Below are 26,740 nucleotides of genomic sequence, written 5' to 3' on the forward strand. Positions count from 1 at the left end.
AGTTGCCCCCGTGTTGCGCGAGTTGTCCTTGGGTTGCGCGAGTTGTCCTGCCGTTGCGCGAGTTGCCCCCGTGTTGTGCGAGTTGTCCTTGGGTTGCGCGAGTTGTCCTGCCGTTGCGCGAGTTGTCCTGTTGCGCGGGTTGTCGTGTCGACACCCGCGGTCGTCTCGGGGCGCGGCGCCGCCGCCTTTTTCGTTCGCGCCCGTGAATCTCGGGCGCGAGCGCAGAAAACTAGCGCCCGAGCGCCGGGCCGCGGCATCCGGGGCCGCGCCCCTCAGTAGCGCTCAAGCCGAGCGAGCAGGCCGCGCTGCACCGCCGGCCATTCGTGCGGGAGGATCGAGTACATCACGGTGTCGCGCAGCGTGCCGTCGGGCAGAATGCGCGCGTTGCGGCGCACGCCGTCGAGCTTCGCGCCGAGCCGTTCGATCGCTGCGCGCGATTGGCGGTTGTGCCAGTGCGTGCAGAACTCGACGGCGATGGCATCGCATTGCTCGAACGCGTGGCCGAGCAGCAGCAGCTTCGCGGCGCTATTGACCTCGGTGCGCTGTGTCTCGATGCCCAGCCAGGTGTGTCCGATCTCCACGTGCCGGTTGGGCTGGTCGATGTTGCAGTAGCTCGTCATTCCAACGATGCGCCCCGTCGCCAAGCGCCGCACGGCGAACGGGTTCATATGTCCCTCGTCGTGCCAGCGCAGGCGCTTGGTGATCTCGGCCGGGATGTCGGCGGGCGATGGAACGCTCGTGTACCAGGCGGTATCGAGTCCGACGGCGGCCTCGGCGAGATCGCCGCTGTGTGCCTCGCTGAGCGGCTCGAGTCGGACGAACGGGTTCTCCAGGGTGACGCTTTCGGCGAATTTCACGCCCCGATCCTATTCCGCGAGTTGTCCCCTTGTTGCCCGAGTTGCCCCGTTGTTGCGCGAGTTGTCCATCTGTTGCCCGAGTTGCCCCGTTGTTGCGCGAGTTGTCCATCTGTTGCCCGAGTTGTCCACCATGGCCGGGGGTAAAGTCACGCAACCGGGGGTAAAGTCGCGCAACCCGGGGTAAAGTCGCGCAACGAGAGGACAACTCGGCGAAGGACGGCGCGCGGGGCGCCCGGCATGCGGGGCGCGGCCAAGGACGCGGCGCGCGGCCAAGGACGCGGCGCGCGGCCAAGGACGCGGAGCGGGGAAGGGCGGGGCGGGGCGCGTCAGCGGGAGAGAGCGTCGAACAGGGCGGAGACGGCGGCGCGCAGCGCCGCGAGACGGGATGCCGCTTCGGCAGCGGCATCCCCCCGCACATCCAGATACGCCTTGAGCTTGGGCTCCGTCCCCGACGGCCGCACCAGCACGCGCCCGCCGCCGGCCAGCTGCAGCCGCAGCATGTCGGTGGGAGGCAGCCCCTCGTGCCCGTCGCCGAAATCGTCCACCGCCTCGACATCGACCTCGCCGAGTCGCGCCGGCGGATCGGCGCGCAACCCCGTCATGATCCGCCCGATCACGGCGAGGTCATCGACCCGGATCGACACCTGATCGCTCACGAACGCGCCGAACGTCTCGTCGAACTCCTCAAGCAGGTCGGTGAGGGTGCGGCCCTCGGCCCGCGCCTCGCTGGCAAGATGCAGCACCGCCACGGCGGCCGAGATGCCGTCTTTGTCGCGCACCACGTCGGGATCGACGAGGTACCCGAGGGCCTCCTCGAAGCCGTACAGCAGCCCGGGCGCGCGCGATATCCATTTGAAGCCGGTCAGCGTCGCGTGGAACGCGAGCCCGTAGTGCTCGGCCACGGCCTGCAGCCCGGGGGATGAGACCAGCGAACACGCCAGCGAGGCGCCGGCCGCGGCATCCGCCGCCGCCGCAGCCCGAGCCGTTCGCCAGCCCAGCAGCAGCCCGATCTCGTTGCCCGTCATCCGCCGCCATCCGCCCTCGGCGTCTGGCGAGGGGATGCCGACGGCCAGGCGATCCGCGTCGGGATCGTTCGCTATCACGAGCTCGGCATCGGCCTCGCGCGCGGTCTCGAACGCGAGATCCATCGCCCCCGGCTCCTCCGGGTTCGGGAACGACACCGTCGGGAACGCGCCGTCGGGCTCGAGCTGGGCGGTCACCGTCACCGGCGCCGGGTATCCCGCGGCCTCGATCACGCGTGCCGCGGTCTCCCATCCGACCCCATGCATGGCGGTGTAGACCCAGCGCATCCCCTCGGCGCCTGCCGGAGCCGGCCCCACCGCCGCGGTCGCTGCGACGTAGTCGTCGACGAGCGACTCGGGCGCTCTCTCATACGCGGTCGAGCGTGGCAGTTCGCTCACCGTGCGCTCGTCGGCGATCCGCTGGATGTGCGCGGCGATTTCGGCGTCGGCCGGAGCGACGATCTGCGACCCCTGGTCTTCGCCCCCGAGGTACACCTTGTATCCGTTGTCGTCGGGAGGGTTGTGGGATGCCGTGACCATGACACCCGCGTCGGCGCCCAGGTGTCGCACCGCGAAGGCGAGCACCGGGGTGGGCAGAAGCCGCGGCAGCAGGATCGTGCGCAGCCCCGCACCGGCGAACAGCTCGGCAGAGTCGGTGGCGAAGACCTGTGAGTTGCGGCGGCCGTCGTATCCGATGACCACCGACGGCGGGGCATCCGGCCCGCCCTTCTCGTTCAGATACGCGGCAAGCCCGGCCGCGGCCTGCGCGACCAGCACCCGGTTCATGCGCCGCGGGCCCGCGCCGAGGCGTCCGCGCAGCCCAGCGGTGCCGAACACGAGCCGGCCGTCGAACCTGTCGGCCAGTTCGGCCTGCGCGTCCGCGTCGTCGGCACTGGCCCGCCCGATGAGGTCGCGCAACTCGGTGCGCGTCTGCCCGTCAGGGTCTTGCGCGAGCCACGCCTGCGCGCGCTCGAGAATCTCCTCGTCCATCAGATCGCCTCCACGACCCGGGCCAGCAGCCCGGAGATCACCGGTTCGGCCTCGCGACCGGCCTCGAGAACCTCGCCGTGACTGAGCGGGGTCTCTTGGATGCCGGCGGCCAGGTTCGTGATGAGTGAGAAGCCGAGCACCTCCATGCCCGCTTCGCGCGCGGCGATGGCCTCGAGCGCCGTCGACATGCCGACGATGTCGCCGCCCATGAGGCCGGCCATGCGCACTTCGGCGGGCGTCTCGTAATGCGGCCCGCGAAACTGGCAGTACACGCCCTCGTCGAGCGAGGGATCGACCGACCGGGCCACATCCCGCAGCCGCGCGGAATACAGGTCGGTGAGGTCGACGAAGGTGGCTCCTTCGAGGGGGGATGCCGCGGTCAGATTGATGTGGTCACTGATGAGCACCGGCTGGCCCGGCGTGAAAGTGCGCCGCACGCCACCGGCGCCGTTGGTGAGCACCATGATCTTCGCTCCGGCGGCGGCCGCGGTGCGCACGGAATGCACCACCCGACGCACGCCGTGCCCCTCATAGAAGTGAGTGCGGGCCCCGATGACGAGCACCCGTGTGCCGGACGGGGTCAGGATGCTGCGCAGCGTGCCGGCGTGTCCCTCCAGCGCGGGCTTGCTGAACCCGGTGACCTCGGTGGCGGCGAGGGTCGTCGTCGTCTCGCCGACCAGGTCGGCGGCCTTGCCCCAGCCGCTGCCGAGGGTCAGGGCGATGTCGTGCCGCTCGACGCCGGTCAGGCGCGCGATGTCGGCGGCGGCGATGCGGGCGATCTCGAACGGGTCTGCGGTCGGGTCGTCCAACGGATTGTCGGTCATGCCACAACGGTAGCGCTGGGTACCCCCACTCGCCGAGGATGCGGCACGTCTCGCCGGGCTCGCCCGCCGTCGACGAGGATCACCGAGGGCGTGCAACCCCGGTTTCCACGAGCGAGGGATGCCTGAGAGAATGGAGTCCATGTCGTTGAGCTTCGAGCGCACCCAGTCCGTCGCCATCCTCGGCGGGGGCCCCGGCGGGTACGAGGCGGCTCTGGCTGCGACCCAGCTCGGTGCCGAGGTGACCCTCGTCGAGCGCGCCGGCGTCGGCGGATCGGCGGTCATCACCGATGTCGTGCCGTCCAAGAGCCTCATCGCCACCGCCGACGCGGCGGTCGCGATAGCCCAGGCGTCCGATCTGGGCGTGCAGCTGTTCGCGAAGGGCAAAGAGGGCAAGCCGCTCAAGCCTGAGGTCGCAATCAACCTCGCCGCCGTCAACCATCGGCTGCTCTCGCTCGCGCGGCAGCAGTCCGACGACATGCGCGCGGCCCTGATCGACGCGGGTGTGCGCATCATCTCGGGCCATGGCCGGCTCGAGAGCCGCAACGCCATCGTCGTGTCCACGGCATCCGACGGCACCGACTTCGACCGCGTGGAGGCCGACACGCTCGTGGTCTCGGTGGGGGCGGCCCCGCGCGAGCTGCCCAGCGCACAGCCCGATGGTGAACGCATCCTCACCTGGACGCAGCTGTACGACATGAAGCGGCTGCCCGAGCATCTCATCGTCGTGGGCTCGGGCGTCACCGGTGCCGAGTTCGCGGGCGCCTATATGAACCTCGGCTCCGAGGTCACGCTGGTCTCCAGCCGCGATCAGGTGTTGCCGGGTGAGGACAAGGATGCCGCTGCCGTGCTGGAGAAGGTGTTCAAACGTGGTGGCATGCATGTGCTGTCGAAGTCACGGGCCGAGAAGGTCGTGAACACCGGAGACGGCGTCGAGGTGACCCTCACCGACGGGCGTGTCGTCTCGGGCAGCCACTGCCTGATGGCGGTGGGCTCGATTCCGAACACCGCGGGGATCGGCCTGGAAGACGCCGGGGTGCAGATGACCGACTCGGGGCACATCCAGGTCAATCGGGTCGCGCGCACCTCCGTGCCCAACATCTACGCGGCCGGGGACTGCACGACTTTCGTGCCGCTGGCATCGGTGGCCTCGATGCAGGGACGCACGGCCGTTTTCCACGCGCTCGGCGATGTCGTCATTCCGCTGGAGCGCCGCCGGATCGCCTCGAACATCTTCACCGCGCCAGAGATCGCCACCGTCGGCTGGCAGGAGGCCGACATCGAAGCCGGGCGCATGAGCGGTACGGTGCACAAGCTGCCGTTGTCGTCGAACCCGCGCGCGAAGATGATGGGCATCAAGGACGGCTTCGTCAAGATCATCGCGCGTACCGGCAGCGGCACCGTCATCGGCGGCGTGATCGTCGGCCCACGTGCGTCGGAGATGATCTATCCGATCGCGATCGCGGTTGAGCGGCGGCTGTCGGTCGATCAGCTCTCCCGCGTGTTCGCCGTCTACCCGTCGCTGTCGGGCATGATCACCGACGTGGCCAACGCGATGCACACGACGAACTCGCCTCGCGAGAACTGAGCGGGTCGACCGGGCCTGCGCGACCCGAGCGCTTTCGGTGCCGGTAGCGATCGCGTTGTGACCGACCGCGCGTGCGCGTGCATCCGCGCGTGCTGTGGGCGACCCTGCACGTGCGTTCGTCTGCCGAACGCGCGATCGATCACGTTGTGGCCGACCGCGCGTGCGCGTGCATCCGCGCGTGCTGTGGGCGACCCTGCACGTGCGTTCGTCTGCCGAATGCGCGATCGATCACGTTGTGGCCGACCGCGCGTGCGCGTGCGACCCTGCACGTGCTGTGGGCGACCCTGCACGTGCGTTCATGTGCCGAACGCGCGACGCTGGGCGCGACGTCCGGCTGGCGGATGTTCGAAGAGCGGTGCGCAGCGGCGCACCGAGTGCGGGCTGCGGCATCCCGTACCCGGCCGACGTTCTGCGCCGGCGTCTTCAGTCCTCGGGCGCGAACTCCTTGGGATCGACGCGCACGACGAAGCCGCCCGGTTCCCCGCGGCTGTCGAGTCGCACCACGAGACCGGGCTGCGTCGTGGTCAGCTCAAGCAACGCGATGACAGGGCAGTTGATCAGTGTCGTCTCGGCTGGTTCGCCTTCGCTCACCTCAGTATCGTCGCCGTCGTCCGCGATGGCGGCCAGCGTCACGGCGAGACTCCGTGGCCCGTCGCACTGTACCTGCACGAGGTGGTGCCCCGCAGACATCGACACGTCGGTGGTCTGCGCCACGCTGACCGCATCGGGTGGCCCGAACGACCCGCCGAACGAGAGCAGTGCCGGAGCGGGCTGATTCTGCATCTGATCGTCGTAATACCCCTCCCACGGGTCGGCTGAAGGGTCGGAGTCCGACTCGGTTTCGGACGTCGCCCGCCCGCCGATCGCCGCGACGACAACATACGTGGGAATCGTGCTCGTCGCAGTCAGACGTACCGACTGGGTGGCGAACGACTCGGGGGAAACCGTGTGGGGCTGCTGGTCGCACGACACCCGTGCGTGCGCCGACGAGATGCCCGCCAGCTCATAGCCGAAAAGGACGTCTGTGCCGCCGTAACAGGCGACTCGGAATTCTTCCAGCTGCATAGGCGCCGCAAAGTCGAGCACGACCGGGGGCTCGGCAGTGTGGCCGGGCAGGGTACTCAGAAAGGATGCCGTGGCGACGTAGCCCGCAGGTGGGTGCTGGTCGATCTGCTCCGCCCAGCGCCATGCGTCTTCGAGGTCGATGTGTGGCGCAGCGCTGCATCCCGCCGCCCCCAGGGTCACGAGCACGGCGGTGAGAGTGGAGAGGATGCGACGGTGCACGCACAAATCCTAGCGGTGCGCCTGGGCGGGCCGATGTCCCACCGAGACGCGTGATGTGCGGTTTGGCGGCGCGCCCGCGTGGGCGCGTCGGCGGGGCGCGTCGGTGGCTCGCGGGACGCGCGGCGGGCGCGTCGGCGGCTCGCGGGAGGTGCGGCGGCAGCTGCGATTCGCTCGCGCTGCTCGATTCTGCGTTCGCGCCTGCGATTGGCATGCGCGAACGCAGATCGGGGTAGCGCGAGGTCGGGCGGGGTGTAGATCGGGGTAGCGGACGCAGATCGGGGTAGCGGACGCAGATCGGGGTAGCGCGACGGCGGGCGGGATTCGGATCGGGGTGGCGGACGCGGATCGGGGTAGCGAACGCGGATTCGGGTGGCGCGAGGTGCGTCTGGGCGGTTCGCTGGAGGCGTCTCAGCGGGTACGTTTGGCTCGCGCTGCTCGATTCTGCGTTCGCGCCTGCAATTGGCATGCGCGAACGCAGATCGGGGTAGCGCGGGGGTGGGCGGGGTGCAGATCGGGGTAGCGGACGCAGATCGGGGTAGCTGACGCGGATCGGGGTAGCGGACGCGGATTGGGGTGGCGCGAGGTGCGTCTGGGCGGTTCGCGGAGGCGTCTCAGCGGGTACGTTTGGCTCGCGCTGCTCGATTCTGCGTTCGCGCCTGCGATTGGCATGCGCGAACGCAGATCGGGGTAGCGCGAGGTCGGGCGGGGTGCAGATCGGGGTAGCGGACGCAGATCGGGGTAGCTGACGCGGATCGGGGTAGCGGACGCGGATTGGGGTGGCGCGAGGCGCGTCTGGGCGGTTCGCTGGAGGCGTCTCAGGGGCGACGTTTTGTTCGCGCTGCTCGATTCTGCGTTCGCGCCTGCGATTGGCATGCGCGGATGCAGATCGGGGTAGCGCGAGGGCGGGCGGGATGCGGATCGGGGTAGCGCGAGGGTGGGCGGGGTGCAGATTGGGGTAGCGGACGCAGATTTCGGTAGCGCGTGCGAACCCCCAGCGCGCCCCGCCGACGCCGTGCCGGCAAGCCCCCGCCCCCCGCCGCTACGAGATCGTCAGCAGTTGGTGCCCGGCCGAAACCGTCGTTCCGGCGGCGGCGTTGATCGTGCCGATGACGCCGTCCTTGTGAGCCTGGATTGGCTGCTCCATCTTCATCGCCTCGAGCACGACGACCAGGTCGCCCTTCACGACATGCTGACCGTCTTCGACCGCGACTTTGACCACCGTGGCCTGCATCGGCGACTTCACGGCGTCACCTGACGCACCGGCGCTGGCGACCGTGGTGTGTGAGCGACGCGACGGCGGAACGACGGCCGGACGGCCGGCCGCGATGGGAGCGGCGGCGATGCGGTCGGGCAGACTCACCTCGAGTCGCTTGCCCGCCACCTCCACGACCACGGTGTGTCGGGTCTCGGCCGGCTCGGGGTCGCCGATCTCGCCGTCCCACGGCGGGATGTCGTTCTCGAACTCGGTCTCGATCCACCGGGTGTACACGCCGAAGACGCCGTCCTCGGCGACAAATGCCGGGTCGCGCACGACCTTGCGGTGGAACGGCAGCACAGTGGGCAGCCCGCCGACCTCGAACTCATCGAGGGCGCGACGGGCACGCTCGAGCGCTTCGGCGCGGTCGCGGCCGGTGATGATGATCTTGGCCAGCAGCGAGTCGAAAGCACCGCCCACGACGTCGCCGGCGGTCACGCCCGAGTCCAGGCGCGTTCCGGGGCCGCCGAACGTCTTGAAGACCTTGATCGGCCCGGGCTGCGGCAGGAACCCGCGCCCGGGGTCTTCACCGTTGATGCGGAACTCGATCGAGTGTCCGACAGGCTCGGGGTCGGCGTAGTCGAGCGTGCCACCCTCGGCGATGCGGAACTGCTCACGCACCAGGTCGATGCCCGTCACCTCTTCAGAGACCGGATGCTCCACCTGCAGTCGCGTGTTCACTTCGAGGAACGACACCGTGCCGTCGGCACCGATGAGGAACTCACACGTGCCCGCACCGACATAGCCGACCTCGCGCAGGATCGCCTTCGACGAGGAGTAGAGCACTTCGCGCTGCGCGTCGGACAGGAACGGCGCCGGAGCCTCTTCGACGAGCTTCTGGTTGCGGCGCTGCAGCGAGCAGTCGCGTGTCGAGATCACCACGACATTGCCCGCGGCATCCGCCAGGCACTGCGTCTCGACGTGACGCGGCTTGTCGAGGTACTTCTCCACAAAGCACTCGCCGCGACCGAACGCAGTGACAGCCTCGCGGGTGGCCGACTCGAACAGCTCGGCGACCTCGTCGAGTTCACGGGCGACCTTCAGGCCGCGCCCGCCGCCGCCGTACGCGGCCTTGATGGCGATGGGTAGGCCGTGCTCACGCGCGAAGGCGATGACCTCGTCAGCGCCAGAGACGGTGCCCTGCGTGCCGGGAGCCAGGGGTGCACCGACCTTTTCGGCCACGTGCCGGGCGGTCACCTTGTCGCCGAGCGCCTCGATGGCCGCCGGTGACGGGCCGATCCAGACGAGTCCCGCGGCGATGACGGCGCGGGCGAACTCGGCGTTCTCGGCGAGAAAGCCGTATCCCGGGTGCACGGCGTCGGCGCCCGAGCGGCGCGCCACCGACAGGATCTTGTCGATCGACAGGTACGTCTCGGCGCTCGTGGCACCTTCGAGGGCATATGCCTCGTCGGCGAGCTTGGCGTGCAGGGCGTCGCGATCCTGGTCGGCATAGACGGCGACGGAGGCTTTCCCGCTGTCGCGTGCGGCTCGGATGATGCGTACGGCGATCTCGCCGCGGTTCGCGATGAGCACCTTGGCGATTTCAGGCATGGACTTCAGCCTACCGAGCGTTTTCGGCCCTCTTTTGACTGCACCGCACAAGATAGCCGCGAAAATGTGTGGGGCGATCTACGAGGACGTCCACGTATCGGGCCACCGCACGCCGAGTTCGCGCACCAGTCGCCGAAGCGTCGACAGCGACATTCCGACCACCGTCGACGGGTCGCCGTCGACGCGGTCGATGAACGGCCCGCCGAGACTGTCGATGGTGAAAGCGCCGGCCACCAGCAGCGGCTCGCCCGTGGCCACATACGCGTCGATCTCGTCGTCGGTCACGTCGGCGGCGAAGGTGACGGATGCCTCGGCCGTGCCGTGCGCCTCGGTCGGCGACGCGCCGGGTCGCAGCCGATACACGCTGTGTCCGGAATGAAGGATGCCGGTGCGCCCGCGCATCTGCTGCCAGCGGGCCGTGGCCACCTCGGGTGTATACGGCTTGCCGTGGATCTGACCGTCGAGCACGAACATCGAATCGCCGCCGATGACAAGGCCGTCGAACGACGGGTCGTCGGCCGCGATCCGCGCGGCGACATCGGCTGCCTTGCGCCGCGCCAGCAGCAGCACGTACTCGGCAGGGTTGAGCGGACGGTTTTCGGCGGCCTCGACGGCGGCGATCACGGCCTCTTCGTCGACCTCGGGCGCGAGAGTGTCGGGTTCGATGCCGGCCTGCCGCAGCAGCATGAGGCGAGCGGGGGACGTCGAAGCCAGGCACACGCGCATGCGTCCACGGTAGCCGTGCGGATGCGCGGCGGGTACCGCGGCCGGTGCGTTCAAAACGCAGCCCATCCGTTGGTGGACGGGCCGAGAACGCCCCTCAGAGCGAGGCGAGAGCCAAGATGAGCGGAGTTTTGAACGCGGATGCCGCGCCAGCGGCGCGGTGCGACCGCGGATGCCGCGCCAAACCGGCGCGGTGAGACCGCGGATGCCGCGCCAAACCACCGCGGTGCGAACGCGGGCCCGCCCCAAACCACCGCGGTGCGACCGCGGATGCCGCGCCAAACCGGCGCGGTGCGACCGCGGATGCCGCGCCAAACCACCGCGGTGCGAACGCGAGCCCGCCCCACAGCACCCCCGCAGTCGCGTGTGAAACGATCGGGGGATGCAGCCTGGCGACCACATCGAGCTCGATATCACCTCTGTCGCCCACGGCGGCGTCTTCGTCGGAAGGCATGAGGGTCGTGTCGTGTTCGTGCCCGACGCCATTCCCGGCGAGCGCGTGCGGGTACGGCTGACCCAGACCGGCGAGAAGTCGTTCTGGCGCGGCGAGACCGTCGAGGTGATGGATGCCTCGCCGCACCGCCGTGCGCACGTGTGGCCTCAGGCCGACGTCGACGTCGCTCCCGAACAGCGGCCGGGTGGCGCCGACTTCGGACACATCGAGCTCGCGCATCAGCGCGCGCTCAAGCTCGAGGTGCTGCAGGACGCCCTCACGCGCATGGGCGGGCTCGACCTGCCCGCCCGCATGGTGCCGATCGCCGGCGACGACGGCACGCGCTGGCGCACCCGGGTGAGCCTGCACGTCGACGACGCCGGCCGTGTCGGGCCGTACGCCGCGCGCAGCCACCGGGTGATCCCCGTCGACGATCTGCCGCTGGCGACCGAGGCGATCGCCGCCGCTGCGGATGACCTCAGCGCCGATGCCCCCGGCCGCATCGACCTCGTCGAGCCGGCGGACGGGCGGGTGCGCGTGCTGCCCCGGCCCACCCGCGAGCACAACCCGGCGCGCGACCGCCGTGCCCGGCGCGACGCCGGCAAGGGCGCACAGCCCCCGCGGCTGCGCCGCAACCCGGCACGCGAGGTCGTCGTCGAGCAGGTCGGCGACCGGCGGTTCCAGGTCGACGCCGGGGGATTCTGGCAGGTGCATCGGCTGGCCGCGGCCACCCTGACCGACCTCGTCACGGCGGCGCTTCCCGAGGTCGACCCCGAGGGCCTGCATCTGGACCTGTACGGCGGGGTCGGGCTTTTCGCCGCGGCGCTCGCCGACGCCGGAGCCACCCGCATCGTCAGCGTCGAATCCGATTCGCGGGCCACCGAGCACGCGGGCGAGAACCTCGCCGCCTGGATCGGCGCGCGCGCCGAGACGGGGCGCGTGGACCGCTGGCTGCCGCAGTTGCGGCAGAGCGCGGGGGAGCGCGACCTGGCCCGGCTTCGCCGCGGCGTGGTCGTGCTCGACCCGCCGCGATCCGGGGCGGGAACCGAGGTGGTCCGCGAGCTCGCAGCCCTGGCACCGGCATCCATCGTCTATGTCGCTTGCGATCCGGTCGCGCTGGCCCGCGACCTGAAGACCTTCCGCGAGAGCGGTTACGAGGCGGCCGAGGTGACCGCCGTCGACCTGTTCCCGAATTCGCACCACGTCGAGGCGGTCACCGCGCTGCATCGCATCGCCGAGTGACGCCGCGCCGCGTCGCCGAGTGCCGCGTCGCCGAGTGACCTCGCATCGCGTCACCGCGCTGCACCGCGTCGCCGAGTGACCTCGCACCGCGTCGCCGAGTGCCGCGTCGCCGAGTGACGTCGCGCCGCGCGCGCGGGGCCGGCCCGCGCTAGCCTGAACCCATGACGCGCGTGGCTCTTATCGACGACCATGAGTCGGTGCGCCTGGGCCTGGAAGCCGCCTGTGCCCGGGTCGACGACATGGACATCGTGTTCTCGGGAAGCTCGGTGACCGAGTACCTCGACTGGCGTGCGCTGTCGGGTTCGGCGCCGGCCGATGTTGTCGTGCTCGATCTGACGCTCGGCGACGGCACCACGGTGACCGAGAACGTGCGCACTCTGGTCGTCGACGGGTCGAGCGTGATCATCCACAGCGTCGCCGACCGCCCCGCTGCGGTGCGCGAGGCGCTGGCCGCGGGCGCGGTCGGCATCGTCAGCAAATCGTCGCCGATCGACGAGGTGCTCGCGGCGGTGGTCGCCGTTGCCAGCGGCGAGCCCCTGAACAACGTGGAATGGGCCAGCGCCGTCGACGGCGACCGGGCGTTCGCCGACGCCCAGCTGTCGACACGCGAACGCGAGGTGCTGCGTCTGTATGCCACAGGCCTGCCGCTGAAGATCGTCGCCGACCGCCTCGGCATCGCCTACTCGACGGCGAAGGAGAACATCACGCGGGTGCGCGTGAAGTACGTCGACGTGGGCCGGCCCGCACCCACCAAGGTGGATCTGCTGCGCCGGGCGGTTGAGGACGGCATCCTCACCCCCATCGACGATGCCGGTGACAGCTGACACCGCGCAGGCCGCTCTCGACGCGGCCTGGCAGCGCGTTCCCCGGTCGAGGGAGGCTGTCGCGCGCGTCGGGGCGTTCACCCGCACGCGGGTGGAGCGGATCCTCTCGCTGGTCATCGCGGTCGGTTGCGCGGTGCTGGGCGCGCAGGGACTGCTCACCGCACTGAACACGTCGTCGGAGCGACCCGAGTGGCGGTCGGCGATGGCGTTGACGGTCTTCATCCCACTTGGGCTCATGCTGTTGGCGTGCGTGGTGGGGCGGTTTCAGCGCCTGCTGGCGGCGGTGTTCGTCGTCGTCTACACCGCGGCGCTGGTGATCTGGCCGGTGGCCGCCGCGGGCGCGCCGTCTTCGCCCGAGGTGGAGCCCTGGATCTTCTTTCTGCTCAACGTCGCCACCGTGGCATCCGTCCTGGCCTTCCCCCTGCCGTGGCAGGTGGTGTGCACCGCGGTGATCCCGGTGCTGTGGGGTCTGGCTCGACTCGTGCAGTCGGGCTTCGATCCGCGATTCGCGATACCGGTGGTCCTGGACGTCTCGTTCGCGCTCATTCTCGGCGGCATCCTGGTGGCCCTGGGATGGATGCTGCGCTCGGTCGCCACGAACGTCGACACCGCGCGCGCACAGGCGGTGGCCTCCTACGCGGCCGCTGCCGCGGTGGATGCCACCGAACAGGAGCGCGTCGCGGTCGGGGCGCTGATGCACGACAGCGTGCTGGCCGCCCTGCTGGCCGTCGAGCGCGCGCACACCGAACGCGAGCGGGGCCTGGCCGTCGGGATGGCGCGCGAGGCGCTCACGCGACTGGCCAACGCCGAACGCGACGCGGGAATGGGCTCGGAGGCCCCGGTGGACGCCGAGACGATAGCGCGCGAGATCGAGGTCTCGACCGCCGAGCTCGGCCACACCCTGCGGGTCGAGCGCACCCAGATCGACGGCATCCGCCTGCCCGGTGTCGTCGCCCGCGCCCTGGCGCTGGCGGCCGCGCAGGCCATCGCGAATGCCATTCAGCACGCGGATGCCGCGGGCCTGCGGGTGACGGTGCACGGTGAGCACGACCCGGCGCGCGTGGCGGTGCGGGTGATCGACACGGGGCCGGGTTTCGACCCCGACGCGGTGCCGGCCGATCGACTCGGAATTCGCGCGTCGATCCATGCGCGGGTCGCGGCCGTGGGGGGCCGGGCGCGGGTCTCGTCGGGCGCCGACGGCACACGCGTCACGCTGGAATGGGCGGATACGGCATGAGGGCCTCGGTTCGCGGCATCCTGACCGCCCTGGGCACCGCGTTCGCGGTGTATCTGGCCGCGCGCAGCCTTGTGTGGGCCGGCGGCACCGTGAACCATCCGCTTCTGGCGCTGATCACCACGGCGTTCTACCTCGTGGTCGTGGCCATCTGCCTCTTCGTGGATGGCACGCCCCTGCGGGGGGCGAGCGCCGGCCCGGCCGACGGCGACAGCCTGCTGACCGCCGGCGAGCGCGGCCCCACCCGTCTGCCCGCCTGGGTGTGCGCGGTCGCGCTGGTGGCCACCGTGCTCGTGCCCAACGGCGCGGCCGCCGCCCTGTCGGTCGACTCGCGCACGACATCGTTCGGCACCTGGTACGTGGGTGCCATCGGGCTGCTGATGATCATCGTCATGGTGCGTCGCCGCCCCTGGATCGCGTGGATCGGCATCGCGGCGCTCGCGGTGTCGACGTCGCTGTGGCTCGGCCCGCTGGCCGCGCTCACACTGGGGCTCATCGGCTCGTCGATGTGGGTGCTGGCCGCGCAGCTGCTGCTGCTGTCGATGGACCGCGCCGCTCTGGATGCGGCACGCCTCTCCGAGCTGCAACGCGCAGCCTCTGCCTGGCGCGCCGCGCAGCAGGGGCGTCAGCGCGAGCGGCGCATCCAGGTGCAGCGCGCGTTGGCGGTGGCGGGCCCCATCCTGTCTCGTGCCATCGAGCAGGGCGGGCTGCTCGATGAACACGAGCGCACCGAGGCGCGCATCGCTGAGGGCCAGCTGCGCGACGAGTTGCGCGGCGCGCGCCTTCTCGACGACGGGGTGCGGGCCGAATTGGATGCCGCGCGGCGGCGCGGTGCGACGGTGTCGGTACTCGACGAGGGCGGGTTGGAAGACCTCAGCGACGAGGAGCTCGAGCATATCCGCAGCGAACTGGCCGCCGCCGTGCACGAGGCCGTGTCGCATCGGCTCTACATTCGCGCGTCCACGCATCCCGAGATCGCCGTGACGGTCGTGGGCCGCTCGCCCAGCAGCACACCGTCAGACGACGACAGCGTCGACCTGTGGCACGAGATTCCGCGTCCGCGTCGCGGGTGAGCGCGGCATCCGTCTGCCACAGCCTGCGTGCCGCGGCCTGCGTGCCGCACAAAGGGCAAGAGAAAGGCGAGGGGCGGCGAAGCCGCCCGCCCCTCGCCGTGTGGACGGTTACCCGAAAACCATCCACGGTGGCCGAACCTGTGCTCATCTACCCTGGACGAGCAGGTCAGCCGAACGCAGAAGCGTTCCAGCACATCCAGTATGCGAGAGCGGTAGGGTGCTCGTCTGTAGGTATTTTGGGGGACAAATTCCCCCGTATCTGCGGCGAATCAGCCGGCGGTGTAATTGCGCCAGCCGAGTTCCCGGCGCAGCGGTTTGCGCAGGTGGCGCGCCGAGACCTGCCATGCGCTCAGGCTCTCGTCGGCGACGGTGGCCGACTCCTCTTCGCGTGAGTACGCCTCGCTGACCACGGCGATGAGCGCCGCGAGCTCTTCCTCGGTGGGATTGCCGCGCACGACGTCGATCTGCAGCGGTGCTGCCGTGTCGTCCCCCGCGCTCATAGCGGGATGTTACCGTGCTTCTTCGCGGCGGGGGTCACGCGCTTGCCACGCAGTGCGCGCAGCGACTTGGCCACGAACACACGCGTCTGGGCCGGCTCGATGATACTGTCCAGCTCTCCGCGTTCGGCTGCCAGGAACGGCGAAGTCACCGAGTAGGTGTACTCGTTCGCGAGGCGCGCGCGCACGGCCGCGACATCCTCTCCCGCCTCTTCGGCACGCTTGAGCTCGCCCCGGTAGAGGATGTTCACCGCGCCCTGACCGCCCATCACGGCGATCTCGGCCGTGGGCCAGGCGACATTCACGTCGGCCCCCAGCTGCTTGGAGCCCATCACGATGTAGGCCCCGCCGTACGCCTTGCGCAGAATGACGGTCACCAGGGGAACGGTGGCCTCGGCGTAGGCGTAGAGCAGCTTTGCGCCGCGACGGATCACCCCGGTCCACTCCTGGTCGGTGCCCGGCAGGTATCCGGGCACGTCGACCAGCGTGACGATGGGGATCGAGAACGCATCGCAGAAGCGCACGAACCGGCTGGCCTTCTCGCCGGCGTCGATGTTCAGGGTGCCGGCCATCTGGTTGGGCTGGTTCGCGATGATGCCGACCGAGCGCCCTTCCACGCGACCGAAGCCGATCGTGATGTTCGGGGCGAACAGCGGCTGCACCTCGAGGAACTCACCGGCGTCCACGACATGCTCGATCACCTGATGCATGTCGTATGGCTGGTTGGGGGAGTCGGGGATGATCGTGTTCAGGAAGCGGTCGGCGTCGGTGGTCTCCCACTCGAAGCCGCTCTCGTACACCGGCAGCTCGGCGAGGTTGTTGTCGGGCAGAAAGCCCAGCAGCGTGCGCGCGTAGTCGATGGCGTCGTCTTCGTCGTCGGCGAGGTAATGCGCGACGCCCGAGCGGGTGTTGTGCGTGTAGGCGCCGCCGAGCTCTTCCATGCCGACGTCTTCGCCGGTCACGGTCTTGATGACGTCGGGCCCGGTGACGAACATCTGGCTGGTCTTGTCGACCATGATCACGAAGTCGGTCAGCGCCGGGCCGTACACGGCACCGCCGGCGGCCGGCCCCATGATGATGGATATCTGCGGGATGACCCCCGATGCCGCCGTGTTCAGCCGGAAGATCTCACCGTACTTGCCGAGCGCGACCACGCCCTCCTGAATGCGCGCGCCGCCCGAGTCGAGAATGCCGATGATCGGGATGCCGTTGCGCAGCGCGAGTTCCATGATCTTGATGATCTTCTCGCCGGCCACTTCGCCCAGCGACCCGCCGAACGTGGAGAAGTCCTGCGCGTACACCGCCACAGTGCGACCGTGGATGGTGCCCACCCCGGTGACGACCGAGTCGCCGTAGGGCCGTGCCTTGTCCATGCCGAACGTGGTCGTGCGGTGGCGCACATACTCGTCGATCTCGGTGAACGAACCGGTGTCGAGCAGCATCTCGATGCGTTCGCGCGCCGTCATCTTGTTCTTGGCGTGCTGCTTGCTCTGCGCCTTCTCCTCGGCATAGGTGACCGCTTGCTGAAAGCGGGCACGCAGATCGGCGATCTTGCCGGCGGTCGTGGTCAGGTCGGGTTGCGTCACGCATTCCACCCTAACGATCAGCCCGCTCCGGCGGTTGGAGGGCGTACACAAGGGGTTGCCTCATCGGCTGTGCGCGCCCACCAGTGGGGAGGGGGCGTGCGGGCCGCCTATCGTGGGGACATGTCCGTCGACTATCCCCGCACCGAGAGTGTGAGCCCGCGGGTGCGGGTTGTGGCATCCACTGGTTCGACCAATGCGGATGCCGTGGCCGCGGCATCCGCCGATCCTGTGGGCTGGCCCCACCTGTCGGTGCTGTTGACCGGCGATCAGCGGTCGGGCCGCGGGCGGCTCGACCGCACCTGGAGTGCCCCGGCGGGATCGGCGCTGGCCCTCTCGGTGCTCGTGCGCATTCCGCGCATCCCGGCCGCGGCACGCGGGTGGGTGCCGCTGGCAGCCGGGGCGGCGATGACGCGTGCGGTGGCAGCACAGCTGCGCCCGCACGGGCACACGGTCGGCCTGAAGTGGCCGAACGACGTGCTCGTCGACGGAGGCAAGATCTGCGGCATCCTCGCCGAAGTCGTGCCCGGTGAACCGGATGCCGTCGTGATCGGCTCGGGGGTGAACACGCGCATGCCGGCGTCGGAGCTTCCGGTTCACACGGCGACCTCGTTCGCCGCACTCGGACGCGAGGCCGACGACGACCGTCTTGTCGCCGACTATCTCGTCGCGCTCGACGAGCAGCTGGCCGCCCTCGCCCGCGGCGCGGCCGGGGCCTCCGGGGTGCGCGGCGAGGTCGAGGCGCTGTGCCTGACGCTCGGTGCCGACGTACGGGTCTCGCTGCCCGATGGCCGCGTGCTCGAAGGGCGCGCACAGCGACTGGATGACGAGGGTCGCCTGGTCGTGGCATCCGGATCCGTGGAAACAGCCGTCTCGGCGGGCGATGTCGTGCACGTGCGCCCGAGCGCCGGCTGAGACCGGCCCCGCGTCTTTGCGGGAACGTTGGTCCCGTCGTGTCGGCGGGCGATGTCGGCGGGTGCGGTGAGAATGGAACCATGACGCGGCCGACGAGCATCGGGGGGCGGCCACTGACGCCCGCCCCGGGCACGCCGACGCCCGAACTGCGCATCGCCCGCATCCGGCCGCACGCGCGTCGGCTGTTCTGGTCGGCGCTCGTGCTCATCGCCGTGGCAGGCGCTGTCGGCTATCTGTACGGCAACCTGCCGTCGGGGTTCGAGAATTGGATGCTGCTGGCCGCTGCGGCCGCGGTGGTGCTGCTGCTCGTGCTGCTGCCGTTCGCCGCCTGGTGGAGCCATGTCTACACGCTGACCACCGAGCGCGTCATCGAGCGCCGCGGCATCGTCGTCGTGCATCGCCGTGAGCTCTCGCACACCCGGGGGTACACGATCACCCTTCGCCGCGGCATCCTGCAGCGCATCTGGGGGACGGGAACGCTCGTGCTCGCCGACGGCATCCAAGAGCCGCTGCGGCTGCGCAACATCCCGAAGACCCGGCTTGTGCACGAGGTGCTCGTCGACCGGGTCGAGGTCAGCCAGATTCTCGCGCACCGCGACGCGCAGCCGCTGCCCGACCAGCCTGCCTGACGCCGCGGGCGGACGCTGTGGTGCACCCCGGTCAGGGGATGTCACGGTATGTGCGGGCTGGCGGCGGGGAGGTCGCCGGTTCTGTGACATGTGGTGCCGGGGTGCGGAGGGGGTGTTCGCTGAGGGGATGCTCCCGAGATGGATGTCATAGTATGTGCGGGCTGTGCGCCGGGAGGCCGCCGGTTCTGTGACGCGGTCTTGGGGATGTCACAGTATGTGCGGGCTGTGCGCCGGGAGGCCGACGGTTCTGTGACATGCGCTGCCGGGGGTGCGGAGGGTGAGTCTGCTGAGGGGATGCTCTCGAGGTGGATGTCACAGAAGGTGCGGGCTGTGCGCGTGGAGGTCGCCGGTTCTGTGACATGCGCTGCCGGGGGTGTGGAGGGGGTGCCCGCCGAGGGGGATGCTCCGAGATGGATGTCACAGTATGTGCGGGCTGTGCGCCGGGAGGTCGCCGGTTCTGTGACGCGGTCTTGGGGATGTCACAGTATGTCCGGGCTGTGCGCGGGGCGGCCGCCGGTTCTGTGACATGCGCTGCTGGGGTTGATAGCGGTGGTGGTCCCGAGGGATGCTCCCGAGAGCGATGTCACAGAAGGTGCGGGCTGTGCGCGTGGAGGTCGCCGATTCTGTGACATGCGCTGCCGGGGGTGTGGAGGGGGTGTCCGCCGAGGGGGATGCTCCCGAGATGGATGTCACAGTATGTGCGGGTTGTCGGCCGGGAGGTCGCCGGTTCTGTGACGCGGTCTTGGGGGATGTCACAGTAGGTGCGGGCTGTGCGCCGCGAGGTCGCCAGTTCTGTGACCCCAAATACCCGCGCGGCGGCGGCGCACCCCCGAACTCAGCCGGGCGAGTGCGGCAGAATGGTGCGAGACGGAAGGACGCGGATGACCCTGCGAGTCGGAGTGGTGGGCGGCGGCCAGCTGGCCCGGATGATGATCGCCCCGGCGGTCGAGATCGGCATTGAGCTGAGCGTGCTGGCCGAGCAGAAGGGGATGTCGGCCAAGCTCGCGGCATCCGCGGTCGGTGACTACCACGACGAGCAGACCGTACTCGAGTTCGCGAAAAGCGTCGATGTCGTCACTTTCGACCACGAGCACGTGCCCCAACCCGTTTTGCGCGCACTCGTCGAGGCCGGTGTGGCAGTGCACCCCGGTCCCGACGCGCTGCAGTATGCGCAGGACAAGCTCGCCATGCGCGCAAAGCTCGACGAACTCGGGATGCCGCAGCCCGATTGGGCCGCGGTCTCAGACGCGCAAGGTCTCCAGGCCTTTCTCGACGACCATGGTGGACGCGCGGTCATCAAGACCCCGCGCGGCGGCTACGACGGCAAAGGCGTGCGTGTCGTCTCGTCGGGAACCGAGGCTGAGGACTGGTTCGCGGCGCTCGCCGAAGACGCTCGCGGGGGAGAGCTGCTGGTCGAAGAGCTCGTGGACTTTCGCCGCGAGCTCTCGCAGCAGGTCGCGCGGCGTCCGTCGGGTGAGGTGCGTGCGTACCCGGTCGTCGAAACCGTTCAGCGAGACGGCGTGTGCGCCGAGGTGATTGCGCCCGCACCGCACTTGAATGGCCGCCTCGCCGAGGTCGCCGAGCAAGTGGGCTCCGGCATCGCTGAAGGCCTGGGGGTGACGGGGATGCTGGCGGTCGAGCTGTTCGAGACCACCGATGACCGGATTCTTGTCAATGAGTTGGCGATGCGCCCGCACAATTCCGGGCACTGGTCGCAGGACGGCGCGGTGACCAGCCAGTTCGAGCAGCACCTGCGTGCCGTGCTCGATCTGCCGCTGGGCGACCCCGCTCCTCGGCAGCACTGGGCGGTCATGGTGAACATCCTCGGCGGCCCCACCGAAGAGGGACTCGACGTGCGCTTCGCCGAGGTCATGGCGGAGCATCCGGATGTCAAGATCCATACGTATGGGAAGGATCCGCGGCCGGGCCGCAAGGTCGGACACGTCAATGCCGTGGGCGACGACCTCGACGATGTCGTCTACGACGCGCGAGCGGCGGCCGCGTTCTTCGCCGACTGACGCATCATTCGGCCGGTGATGCAGACGCCGGAGAGGCCAGGAGGGGCTTCAGGCCCGCCGCCAACAGATACATGCGGTCGTCGAGACGGTTGATGTCTGCTTTCAGCTCGGTGCGCAGCTCGGCGATGTCGGTCTTGAGTTCGGTGCGTAGCTCGGCGATGTCGGTTTTTAGTTCGGTGCGCGTGCTGTGAAGTTCGTCGCGTACGCCGGCGATGTCGGTTTTCAGTTCGGTGCGCGTGTCGTGAAGTTCGGTGCGTAGCTCGGCGATGTCGGTTTTCAGTTCGGTGCGCGTGTTGTGAAGTTCGTCGCGTACGCCGGCGATGTCGGTCTTGAGCTCGGTGCGCGTGTTGTGAAGTTCGTCGCGTACGCCGGCGATGTCGGTCTTGAGCTCGGTGCGCGTGCTGTGAAGTTCGTCGCGTACGCCGGCGATGTCGTTCTTGAGATCGGTGCGTACGCCGGCGATGTCGTTCTTGAGGTCGGTGCGCCACGAGCGCATCGACGCATAGAAGGCCACCGCGACTGCCAGCAGGCTGCCGAGGGAAACCCATGTGTCGAGCGACAAAGCGATCACCCCTCCAGTGTGCGACGAAAACGGATGCTGTGCCACCACGGTATGGCGCGCGACAGATCGCGCGTGCCACCGGCATCCAATCTGTGGACAACCCGTACAATTCCGTCTTCGAGCCCCCTTGTGCAGGAGGCGTCGCCGATTTCCCCCGCGCCGTTGCGGGGATCTTCCAGGCAGTCGCCCTAGCCTTGACGCGTGACCCAGCCGCTGCATTCCTCGTCGTCGCCTTTGGTCGGAGTCGTGATGGGCTCCGATTCCGACTGGCGTGTGATGAGCGACGCCTCACAGATTCTCACCGACTTCGGGATTGCACACGAGGTCGAGGTGGTCTCGGCGCACCGCACTCCCGACAAGCTCGTGCGATACGGGCGCGAAGCGCGTGAGCGCGGTCTGCAGGTGATCATCGCCGGCGCTGGAGGCGCGGCGCACCTGCCGGGCATGCTGGCCTCGGTGACCGCGCTGCCGGTCATCGGCGTGCCGGTACCGCTGGCCACCCTCGACGGCATGGATTCGCTGCTGAGCATCGTGCAGATGCCCGCCGGCATTCCGGTGGCGACCGTGTCGATCGGCGGGGCGAAGAACGCCGGCCTGTTGGCCGCTCGCATCCTGGGGACATCCGACCCCGCCGTCGCCGACCGCGTCGAGGCGTACGCCCGCGACCTCGAAGCCCAGGTCGAGCAGAAGAACCGGCGGTTGAAGGAGTCACTGTGACGGCCGTCGCGTCGGGCGCGCACGTCGTCGAGGAACGCCCGCTCAGACACCCCGACACCGCGTCGGAGCGCTTCATGACCCGGCGCGGGTGGTGGCTGGTCGTCTGCAACTTTCTCATCCCCGGCTCGGCGCAGGCACTGGCCGGCAACCGGCGGCTGGCCAAGATCGGGCTCGGCGCGACCCTGGTGATGTGGGTGCTGGTGATCATCGGGATCGTCAGCGCTCTGCTGTGGCGCACCACCCTCTTGAAAGTCGTACTCGCCGATTTCTCGTTCTTCGGTCTGTTCCGGATCAGCTCACCCGTGCTCCTGCTGATCGGCCTGGCCCTTTTCGCGTATCTCGTGCTGTGGGTCGTGCTCACCGTCGACACACTCCGCCTCGTGCGTCTGATCAAGACCGGCCCCACGGCGCGCTTCGGCATCGCCTTGCTTTCTATCGTGCTGCTCGTGCTCTCGGGAACGTTTACGGCCGGAGCCGCCTCACGGGTCTTCTCCCTGCACGGCGGTCTTGCCAGCATCTTCCAGGCCTCGGCGCCGATGGCCAAGCCGTCAGACGGCTACTACAACATTCTTCTCCTGGGCGCCGACAGCGGCAGCGGCCGCGATTCCATGCGCTTCGACTCGATCTCGGTGGTCTCGGTCAACGCCGACACCGGACAAGTGACCATCACCGGCATTCCGCGCGACCTCGAGGGGTTCCCGTTCTCGGCAGACAGCCCGATGCGCCAGTTCTATCCCGATCTGCACACCGGCCACGGCGACCCGACCTGCGGGTGGACGGCCGCGATCAACCAGCTCAACACCGAGCTCGAGGTCTGCCGCGACGGCAACGCGATCTATCCCGACGCCGAGAAGAACGGCTCGACTCCGGGTGTGGAGGCCACGAAGGATGCCGCAGAGGGCCTGCTGGGAATCGACATTCCGTACTACGCGTTCATTGACATGGCCGGCTTCGCCGATCTCGTCGACGCGCTGGGCGGCGTCGACATCACCGTAACCGAGCGGCTGCCCGAGGGGGGCGGCCCGAAATACGAGGGGCAGCCCACCGACGAATGGGCCACCGGCTGGATCGAGAAGGGCAAGCAGCACATGGACGGCAACACCGCCCAGTGGTACGCCCGCTCGCGCAAGACCACCAGCGACTGGGACCGCATGAAGCGGCAGCGACAGCTGCAGGAGGCGATCCTCAAGCAGTTCACCCCGGTGACAGTGCTCAGCCGGTTCCAAGAGATCATGTCTGCGGGCGAGCACCTGGTCAAAACCGACATCCCGAAGTCGATGCTGTCGGGATTCGCCGATCTGGCGATCAAGGCCAAGGAACACAAGATCACCACGATCGAGCTGACACCCCAAGAGAACAACATCGACCAGACCTCGCCTGATATCGACGCCGTGCACGCTCTTGTGCACGATGCCCTGCATCCGGCCAGCGAATCGCCGTCACCGAAGGGCTGACGATGAGCGTGCTGCTGCGGGTTGTGCTCGACCAGCTGATCACCGAGACCGATCCTGATCTGGCCGTCGCTTCGGCAGAGCTGGCGCGGGCCCTCGTGCAGACGGCGCCCTCGGGATGCGATGTCGGCGCGATAGTGCCGACCGGCCGGGAACTCGACATCGCCGGACTCAGCGAAGTGCGGCGCCTCGGGATGGGGCGGCGCGAGCTGGCCGCGGCGTGGCAGCTGGGGGTGACCGCGGGGGTGGGCGGTGGGCTCATCCACTCGCCGACGCTGCTGGCGCCGCTCACCCGGCACGACCGCGTCAACGAGCACGACCAGACCGTCGTCACCCTCTGGGATCTGCTGCCCTGGCAGCATCCCGAAGAGCTCTCGCGTTCGGCGCTCGCATGGCACAAGGGGATGCTGCGACGCGCCCGCAAGCACGCCGACGCTATCGTGGTGCCCACCCACGCGATGGTGGATCGCCTCGAAGAGCTTGCCGGTCTCGGTTCACGCACCCGCGTGATCGCGGGGGCTGCAGCGACCGGGTTCGCGGTGCCGACCGATTCGGTCGGCCGCCGCCGCACGCTGGCCGTCCCCGAAGCCGTCATCGCCCTCGTCGGTGACGCGAGCCCGTCGGCCGCGCTGTCCACGGGCTTTTCCGCCATCGCCGCCTCGGGCACCGACCTGCCGGTTGTTGTTCTCGACGCGCAGCAGGGGCAGGAACCCGCGATCGTCGACCTGGCCGAGGCATCCGGAATCTCCGGCACCCGCGTGCGGGTGCGGCCCGAGGCAGACAGCGCCGATCGGGCGGCGATCCTCGACGCGAGCGTGCTGCTGGTGGCTCCGAGCCGCCGTGCCGCATTCCCCTGGCGGGTGCTCGAGGCCATGAAGCTCAGTGTGCCGGTGATCGCAGTGGCCTCGCCCGATCACCGCGAAGTGATCGTCGACGGGGGAGCGGTCGTCGGCGACCCCCAAGACGGCGAAGAGGATGCCGCGGCCCTGGGCGAGGCGATTGCACAGGCGCTGGGCTCAGGCCGCAGCCTTGACCGCCTGGGCGTGCTCGCCGGTGACCGTGGGCGCGCCTTCTCGTGGCACGAGGCCGCCGACCGCGTCTGGCAGCTGCACGCCGACCTCTGACCGACCCTGGCCCTCCGCTCGTTGAGCGAGCGCAGCGAGTCGAAACGCTCTCGCGCACGTGTCGAAACGCTCTCGCGCACGAGTCGAAACGCTCTCGCGCACGTGTCGCAACGCTCTTGCGCACGTGTCGACTCGGTTGCTGCGCTCCCTCGCCCAACGAGCGGATGGGAGGTGAGCGGAAACCCCAGATGTGTGATAAATGAGAGCCCCCTGCATTCGGCGTGTCGTGCCATCTGATTTCTGTGCGGGGTGGTAATCACTCGTCACATCCGCCACAATGTTCACATGTTTGCACGTCGAGGGGTCCTTCTGTCTGCGCGCTGGCTGGCGCTGGTGGTCTCGGCGTTGGTGGCTGTGGCGGTGCTGGCGTTGGTCGCGCCGTCGACGAAGGCCGAAGCGGCAGAGCTGCCGGGCACGATCCTCGACGGGGGCTACATCATCTCCGATGCCGAGTTCTATGACTCCGGCGCGATGACCGAGAAGCAGATCGAGACGTTCCTCGACGGCAAGGTGTCATCGTGCAAGTCGGGTTACACGTGTTTGAAGGACTACAAGGGCGACATCGCCAAGCGCGCCGCCGACACCTACTGCAAGGCCGTCGCCGCCGAAAAGGGCGTATCGTCGGCCCGCATCATCTACCAGGCAGCGAAGGCGTGCGGAATCAACCCGAAGGTGCTGATCGTCATGCTCCAGAAGGAGCAGGGCCTGGTCACGATGAACAACCCCGATTCGACGCGCTATGCGCGGGCGCTGGGGTTCTCGTGCCCCGACACTCCGCAGGGATGTGACCCGAAGTTCGCCGGATTCTCCACACAGGTGGTGCTCGGAGCGCGGCAGATGCAGATCTACACGAAGTACCCGAGTTCGTTCTCGTACCGTGCCGGGCAGTACAACACGATCAAGTGGGCGCCCTCGTCGTCGTGCGGCACCTCGAAGGTCTTCATCAAGAACCAGGCGACGGCCAACCTTTACAACTACACGCCGTACCGGCCCAATATCGCGGCGTTGGCCGCCGGCTGGGGCACCGGCGACGCCTGCTCGACGTACGGCAACCGCAACTTCTACAACTACTACGTGTCGTGGTTCGCACCCGGCGCGTCCACGTCGAAGGGGGCGCCGGCCCAGGTGTCCGCGTGCACGAACCCTGCGACGGCGGATGTCTCGACCCGGTCGGGATCGGCCACGGTGAACGTGCTGGAGCTCAACGCACGCACCGCGCCCACGACGCTGTGCGGCAGCGGCATCCACACACTCAAGAAGGGCGACAAGGTCACCGTCACCGGTGTGTATGGGGCGTGGACGCATATCACGGTCGGCAGCACGAAGCTCTGGGTCGTGAGTTCGTACCTGACCACCGGTTCTGCATCGTCGGGCCCGGCCCCGGCGGTGACCGGATGCGCCCAGCCCGCGAAGGTGACCTCGGCGTCGGGCACCGCAGTGGTGACGGTGGGTCTGCTGAACGCCCGTACCGCCCCGTCGACCGACTGCGCCACCGGCGTGCAGACGATCAAGCAGGGCCAGAAGTACACCCGCACCGGAACCTACGGCGCATGGTGGCGGCTGAAGGTCGGCACCACGACGCTGTGGGCGCACAGTGACTACCTCGCCCTCGAGCAAGAGGCGACCACCCCGTCGAAGCCGTTGACTCCGACCACGCAGACGGCCAAGACCACGGCCGCGCTCAACCTGCGCGCAAGTGCCAGCCTGTCGGCAAAGGTGCTCACCGTCATTCCCAAGGGCAAGTCGGTCACCGTCAAGAAGACCAGCGGCAACTGGAGCCAGGTCACGTACAGTTCGACGACAGGTTGGGTCGCCAATGCCTACCTGAGCGGCTTCAAGACCTCGGTGCCCACAGCGTCCAAGCCCAGCACGGGCACGACGACGAGCAAGACGGCCACGGTGAAGGTGGCACTGAACCTGCGCTCGAGCAACAGCCTGAGCGCCAAGGTGATCACGGTGCTGCCGCGGGGCGCGAAGGTCACCGTCACCAAGACCAGCGGAAGCTGGAGCCACGTGACGTACGGCTCGAAGAGCGGGTGGGTGTACAACGACTATCTGTCGACATCGTCGGCGGCGGCATCCACCACCATGAAGAAGACGACAGCGCCCCTGAACCTGCGTTCCAGCGGCAGCCTGTCGGCCAAGGTGCTCACGGTGATCCCCAAGGGCAAGGCTGTGACGGTCAAGAAGACGAGCGGCAGCTGGAGTCAGGTGACGTACGGCTCGAAGTCGGGGTGGGTCGCGAATCAGTACCTGAAGTGACGGGATGCCGCGGCTCCGTCGCAGCCGGTTCTCAGACGCCATTCCAGTAGGATGGCGGATGGCCCGGATGCGGATGCGCGCGGCC

21 protein-coding genes are annotated in these 26,740 nt (G+C 69.1%); 12 read left to right on the forward strand and 9 right to left on the reverse strand.

The genetic code is table 11. The features are described from left to right. Nucleotides 1–272: 272 nt before the first annotated feature. From ET475_RS11670 to ET475_RS11680, 3 genes are all read right to left on the reverse strand, one after another. Entirely contained in the window at nt 273–857 is a 585-nt protein-coding gene (locus ET475_RS11670) for a GNAT family N-acetyltransferase (RefSeq protein WP_129390281.1), read from the reverse strand. Between the two features lie 326 nt (nt 858–1,183). Then, on the reverse strand, nt 1,184–2,869 hold the full coding sequence (locus tag ET475_RS11675; protein WP_129390284.1) for a phospho-sugar mutase: 1,686 nt from the start codon (nt 2,867–2,869) through the stop codon (nt 1,184–1,186). Then, complete coding sequence (locus ET475_RS11680) at nt 2,869–3,693, reverse strand: purine-nucleoside phosphorylase (protein ID WP_129390287.1); 825 nt, start codon at nt 3,691–3,693, stop codon at nt 2,869–2,871. Before ET475_RS11680 ends, ET475_RS11675 begins: the two co-directional genes overlap by 1 nt. Nucleotides 3,694–3,823: 130 nt before the next feature. On the opposite strand from ET475_RS11680, the gene ET475_RS11685 reads away from it, so the two are divergent. Then, a complete protein-coding gene (locus tag ET475_RS11685; protein WP_129393899.1) occupies nt 3,824–5,278 on the forward strand; it encodes an NAD(P)H-quinone dehydrogenase in 1,455 nt (484 codons plus the stop codon). A 423-nt stretch (nt 5,279–5,701) separates the two neighbouring features. Here ET475_RS11685 and ET475_RS11690 read toward each other — a convergent pair whose 3' ends face one another. From ET475_RS11690 to ET475_RS11700, 3 genes are all read right to left on the reverse strand, one after another. After that, nucleotides 5,702–6,562 carry a hypothetical protein gene (locus ET475_RS11690; protein ID WP_129390290.1) on the reverse strand — a complete coding sequence of 287 codons (861 nt, stop codon included), beginning with the start codon at nt 6,560–6,562 and terminating at the stop codon, nt 5,702–5,704. Nucleotides 6,563–7,601: 1,039 nt separating this feature from the next. Continuing rightward, complete coding sequence (locus ET475_RS11695) at nt 7,602–9,368, reverse strand: acetyl/propionyl/methylcrotonyl-CoA carboxylase subunit alpha (RefSeq protein ID WP_129390293.1); 1,767 nt, start codon at nt 9,366–9,368, stop codon at nt 7,602–7,604. 78 nt (nt 9,369–9,446) lie between these two features. Continuing rightward, on the reverse strand, nt 9,447–10,094 hold the full coding sequence (locus ET475_RS11700; RefSeq protein WP_129390296.1) for a Maf family protein: 648 nt from the start codon (nt 10,092–10,094) through the stop codon (nt 9,447–9,449). Nucleotides 10,095–10,473: 379 nt separating this feature from the next. Here ET475_RS11700 and ET475_RS11705 point away from each other — a divergent pair, with 379 nt between their 5' ends. The 4 genes from ET475_RS11705 (at nt 10,474) to ET475_RS11720 (ending at nt 14,897) form a co-directional block, all read left to right on the forward strand. Beyond that, complete coding sequence (locus ET475_RS11705) at nt 10,474–11,766, forward strand: class I SAM-dependent RNA methyltransferase (protein ID WP_129390299.1); 1,293 nt, start codon at nt 10,474–10,476, stop codon at nt 11,764–11,766. 161 nt (nt 11,767–11,927) lie between these two features. Beyond that, the gene (locus tag ET475_RS11710) at nt 11,928–12,590 is read left to right on the forward strand and encodes a response regulator transcription factor (protein ID WP_129390302.1); all 663 of its coding nucleotides are present in this window, start codon (nt 11,928–11,930) and stop codon (nt 12,588–12,590) included. Beyond that, nucleotides 12,574–13,827 (forward strand): ATP-binding protein, encoded by a 1,254-nt coding sequence (locus ET475_RS11715; protein ID WP_129390305.1) that lies wholly within the window; start codon nt 12,574–12,576, stop codon nt 13,825–13,827. Before ET475_RS11710 ends, ET475_RS11715 begins: the two co-directional genes overlap by 17 nt. Next, complete coding sequence (locus ET475_RS11720) at nt 13,824–14,897, forward strand: hypothetical protein (protein ID WP_129390308.1); 1,074 nt, start codon at nt 13,824–13,826, stop codon at nt 14,895–14,897. Before ET475_RS11715 ends, ET475_RS11720 begins: the two co-directional genes overlap by 4 nt. Nucleotides 14,898–15,166: 269 nt before the next feature. Here the strand turns inward: ET475_RS11720 and ET475_RS11725 are convergent, their stop codons facing one another. After that, nucleotides 15,167–15,397, reverse strand: a complete 231-nt coding sequence (locus tag ET475_RS11725) for an acyl-CoA carboxylase subunit epsilon (protein WP_129390311.1) — start codon at nt 15,395–15,397, stop codon at nt 15,167–15,169. Continuing rightward, a complete protein-coding gene (locus ET475_RS11730; protein ID WP_129390314.1) occupies nt 15,394–16,989 on the reverse strand; it encodes an acyl-CoA carboxylase subunit beta in 1,596 nt (531 codons plus the stop codon). Before ET475_RS11730 ends, ET475_RS11725 begins: the two co-directional genes overlap by 4 nt. 111 nt (nt 16,990–17,100) lie before the next feature. Here ET475_RS11730 and ET475_RS11735 point away from each other — a divergent pair, with 111 nt between their 5' ends. The 3 genes from ET475_RS11735 (at nt 17,101) to ET475_RS11745 (ending at nt 20,539) form a co-directional block, all read left to right on the forward strand. Continuing rightward, on the forward strand, nt 17,101–17,892 hold the full coding sequence (locus tag ET475_RS11735; RefSeq protein ID WP_129390319.1) for a biotin--[acetyl-CoA-carboxylase] ligase: 792 nt from the start codon (nt 17,101–17,103) through the stop codon (nt 17,890–17,892). Nucleotides 17,893–17,972: 80 nt separating this feature from the next. Next, nucleotides 17,973–18,521 carry a PH domain-containing protein gene (locus tag ET475_RS11740; RefSeq protein WP_129390322.1) on the forward strand — a complete coding sequence of 183 codons (549 nt, stop codon included), beginning with the start codon at nt 17,973–17,975 and terminating at the stop codon, nt 18,519–18,521. Between the two features lie 881 nt (nt 18,522–19,402). After that, the gene (locus ET475_RS11745) at nt 19,403–20,539 is read left to right on the forward strand and encodes a 5-(carboxyamino)imidazole ribonucleotide synthase (RefSeq protein ID WP_129390325.1); all 1,137 of its coding nucleotides are present in this window, start codon (nt 19,403–19,405) and stop codon (nt 20,537–20,539) included. A 4-nt stretch (nt 20,540–20,543) separates the two neighbouring features. Here the strand turns inward: ET475_RS11745 and ET475_RS11750 are convergent, their stop codons facing one another. Next, a complete protein-coding gene (locus ET475_RS11750) occupies nt 20,544–21,110 on the reverse strand; it encodes a hypothetical protein (RefSeq protein ID WP_129390328.1) in 567 nt (188 codons plus the stop codon). Nucleotides 21,111–21,350: 240 nt separating this feature from the next. Between ET475_RS11750 and purE the strand changes: the two genes are divergently transcribed. From purE to ET475_RS11770, 4 genes are all read left to right on the forward strand, one after another. Further along, complete coding sequence (purE, locus tag ET475_RS11755; RefSeq protein ID WP_129393901.1) at nt 21,351–21,818, forward strand: 5-(carboxyamino)imidazole ribonucleotide mutase; 468 nt, start codon at nt 21,351–21,353, stop codon at nt 21,816–21,818. A gap of 74 nt (nt 21,819–21,892) precedes the next feature. After that, nucleotides 21,893–23,272, forward strand: coding sequence for an LCP family protein (locus tag ET475_RS11760; protein WP_129393903.1), 1,380 nt, complete (start codon nt 21,893–21,895; stop codon nt 23,270–23,272). Nucleotides 23,273–23,274: 2 nt separating this feature from the next. Then, nucleotides 23,275–24,393, forward strand: a complete 1,119-nt coding sequence (locus tag ET475_RS11765) for a glycosyltransferase (RefSeq protein ID WP_129390331.1) — start codon at nt 23,275–23,277, stop codon at nt 24,391–24,393. 285 nt (nt 24,394–24,678) lie between these two features. Next, nucleotides 24,679–26,655 (forward strand): SH3 domain-containing protein, encoded by a 1,977-nt coding sequence (locus ET475_RS11770; protein ID WP_129390335.1) that lies wholly within the window; start codon nt 24,679–24,681, stop codon nt 26,653–26,655. Nucleotides 26,656–26,740 lie beyond the last annotated feature (85 nt).

Origin of the sequence: Microbacterium protaetiae, from assembly GCF_004135285.1 — a bacterium.
GTDB lineage: Bacteria > Actinomycetota > Actinomycetes > Actinomycetales > Microbacteriaceae > Microbacterium > Microbacterium protaetiae.

Excerpts from the sequence above, each read along its gene's own strand:
- ET475_RS11695 (WP_129390293.1), bottom strand. The coding sequence starts at position 9,368 with ATGCCTGAAATCGCCAAGGTGCTCATCGCGAACCGCGGCGAGATCGCC.
- ET475_RS11720 (WP_129390308.1), top strand. The coding sequence starts at position 13,824 with ATGAGGGCCTCGGTTCGCGGCATCCTGACCGCCCTGGGCACCGCGTTC.
- ET475_RS11705 (WP_129390299.1), top strand. The coding sequence starts at position 10,474 with ATGCAGCCTGGCGACCACATCGAGCTCGATATCACCTCTGTCGCCCAC.
- ET475_RS11765 (WP_129390331.1), top strand. The coding sequence starts at position 23,275 with ATGAGCGTGCTGCTGCGGGTTGTGCTCGACCAGCTGATCACCGAGACC.
- ET475_RS11685 (WP_129393899.1), top strand. The coding sequence starts at position 3,824 with ATGGAGTCCATGTCGTTGAGCTTCGAGCGCACCCAGTCCGTCGCCATC.
- ET475_RS11715 (WP_129390305.1), top strand. The coding sequence starts at position 12,574 with ATGCCGGTGACAGCTGACACCGCGCAGGCCGCTCTCGACGCGGCCTGG.
- ET475_RS11710 (WP_129390302.1), top strand. The coding sequence starts at position 11,928 with ATGACGCGCGTGGCTCTTATCGACGACCATGAGTCGGTGCGCCTGGGC.
- ET475_RS11680 (WP_129390287.1), bottom strand. The coding sequence starts at position 3,693 with ATGACCGACAATCCGTTGGACGACCCGACCGCAGACCCGTTCGAGATC.
- ET475_RS11675 (WP_129390284.1), bottom strand. The coding sequence starts at position 2,869 with ATGGACGAGGAGATTCTCGAGCGCGCGCAGGCGTGGCTCGCGCAAGAC.
- ET475_RS11725 (WP_129390311.1), bottom strand. The coding sequence starts at position 15,397 with ATGAGCGCGGGGGACGACACGGCAGCACCGCTGCAGATCGACGTCGTG.
- ET475_RS11735 (WP_129390319.1), top strand. The coding sequence starts at position 17,101 with ATGTCCGTCGACTATCCCCGCACCGAGAGTGTGAGCCCGCGGGTGCGG.
- ET475_RS11745 (WP_129390325.1), top strand. The coding sequence starts at position 19,403 with ATGACCCTGCGAGTCGGAGTGGTGGGCGGCGGCCAGCTGGCCCGGATG.
- purE (WP_129393901.1), top strand. The coding sequence starts at position 21,351 with ATGGGCTCCGATTCCGACTGGCGTGTGATGAGCGACGCCTCACAGATT.
- ET475_RS11760 (WP_129393903.1), top strand. The coding sequence starts at position 21,893 with ATGACCCGGCGCGGGTGGTGGCTGGTCGTCTGCAACTTTCTCATCCCC.
- ET475_RS11700 (WP_129390296.1), bottom strand. The coding sequence starts at position 10,094 with ATGCGCGTGTGCCTGGCTTCGACGTCCCCCGCTCGCCTCATGCTGCTG.
- ET475_RS11770 (WP_129390335.1), top strand. The coding sequence starts at position 24,679 with ATGTTTGCACGTCGAGGGGTCCTTCTGTCTGCGCGCTGGCTGGCGCTG.
- ET475_RS11740 (WP_129390322.1), top strand. The coding sequence starts at position 17,973 with ATGACGCGGCCGACGAGCATCGGGGGGCGGCCACTGACGCCCGCCCCG.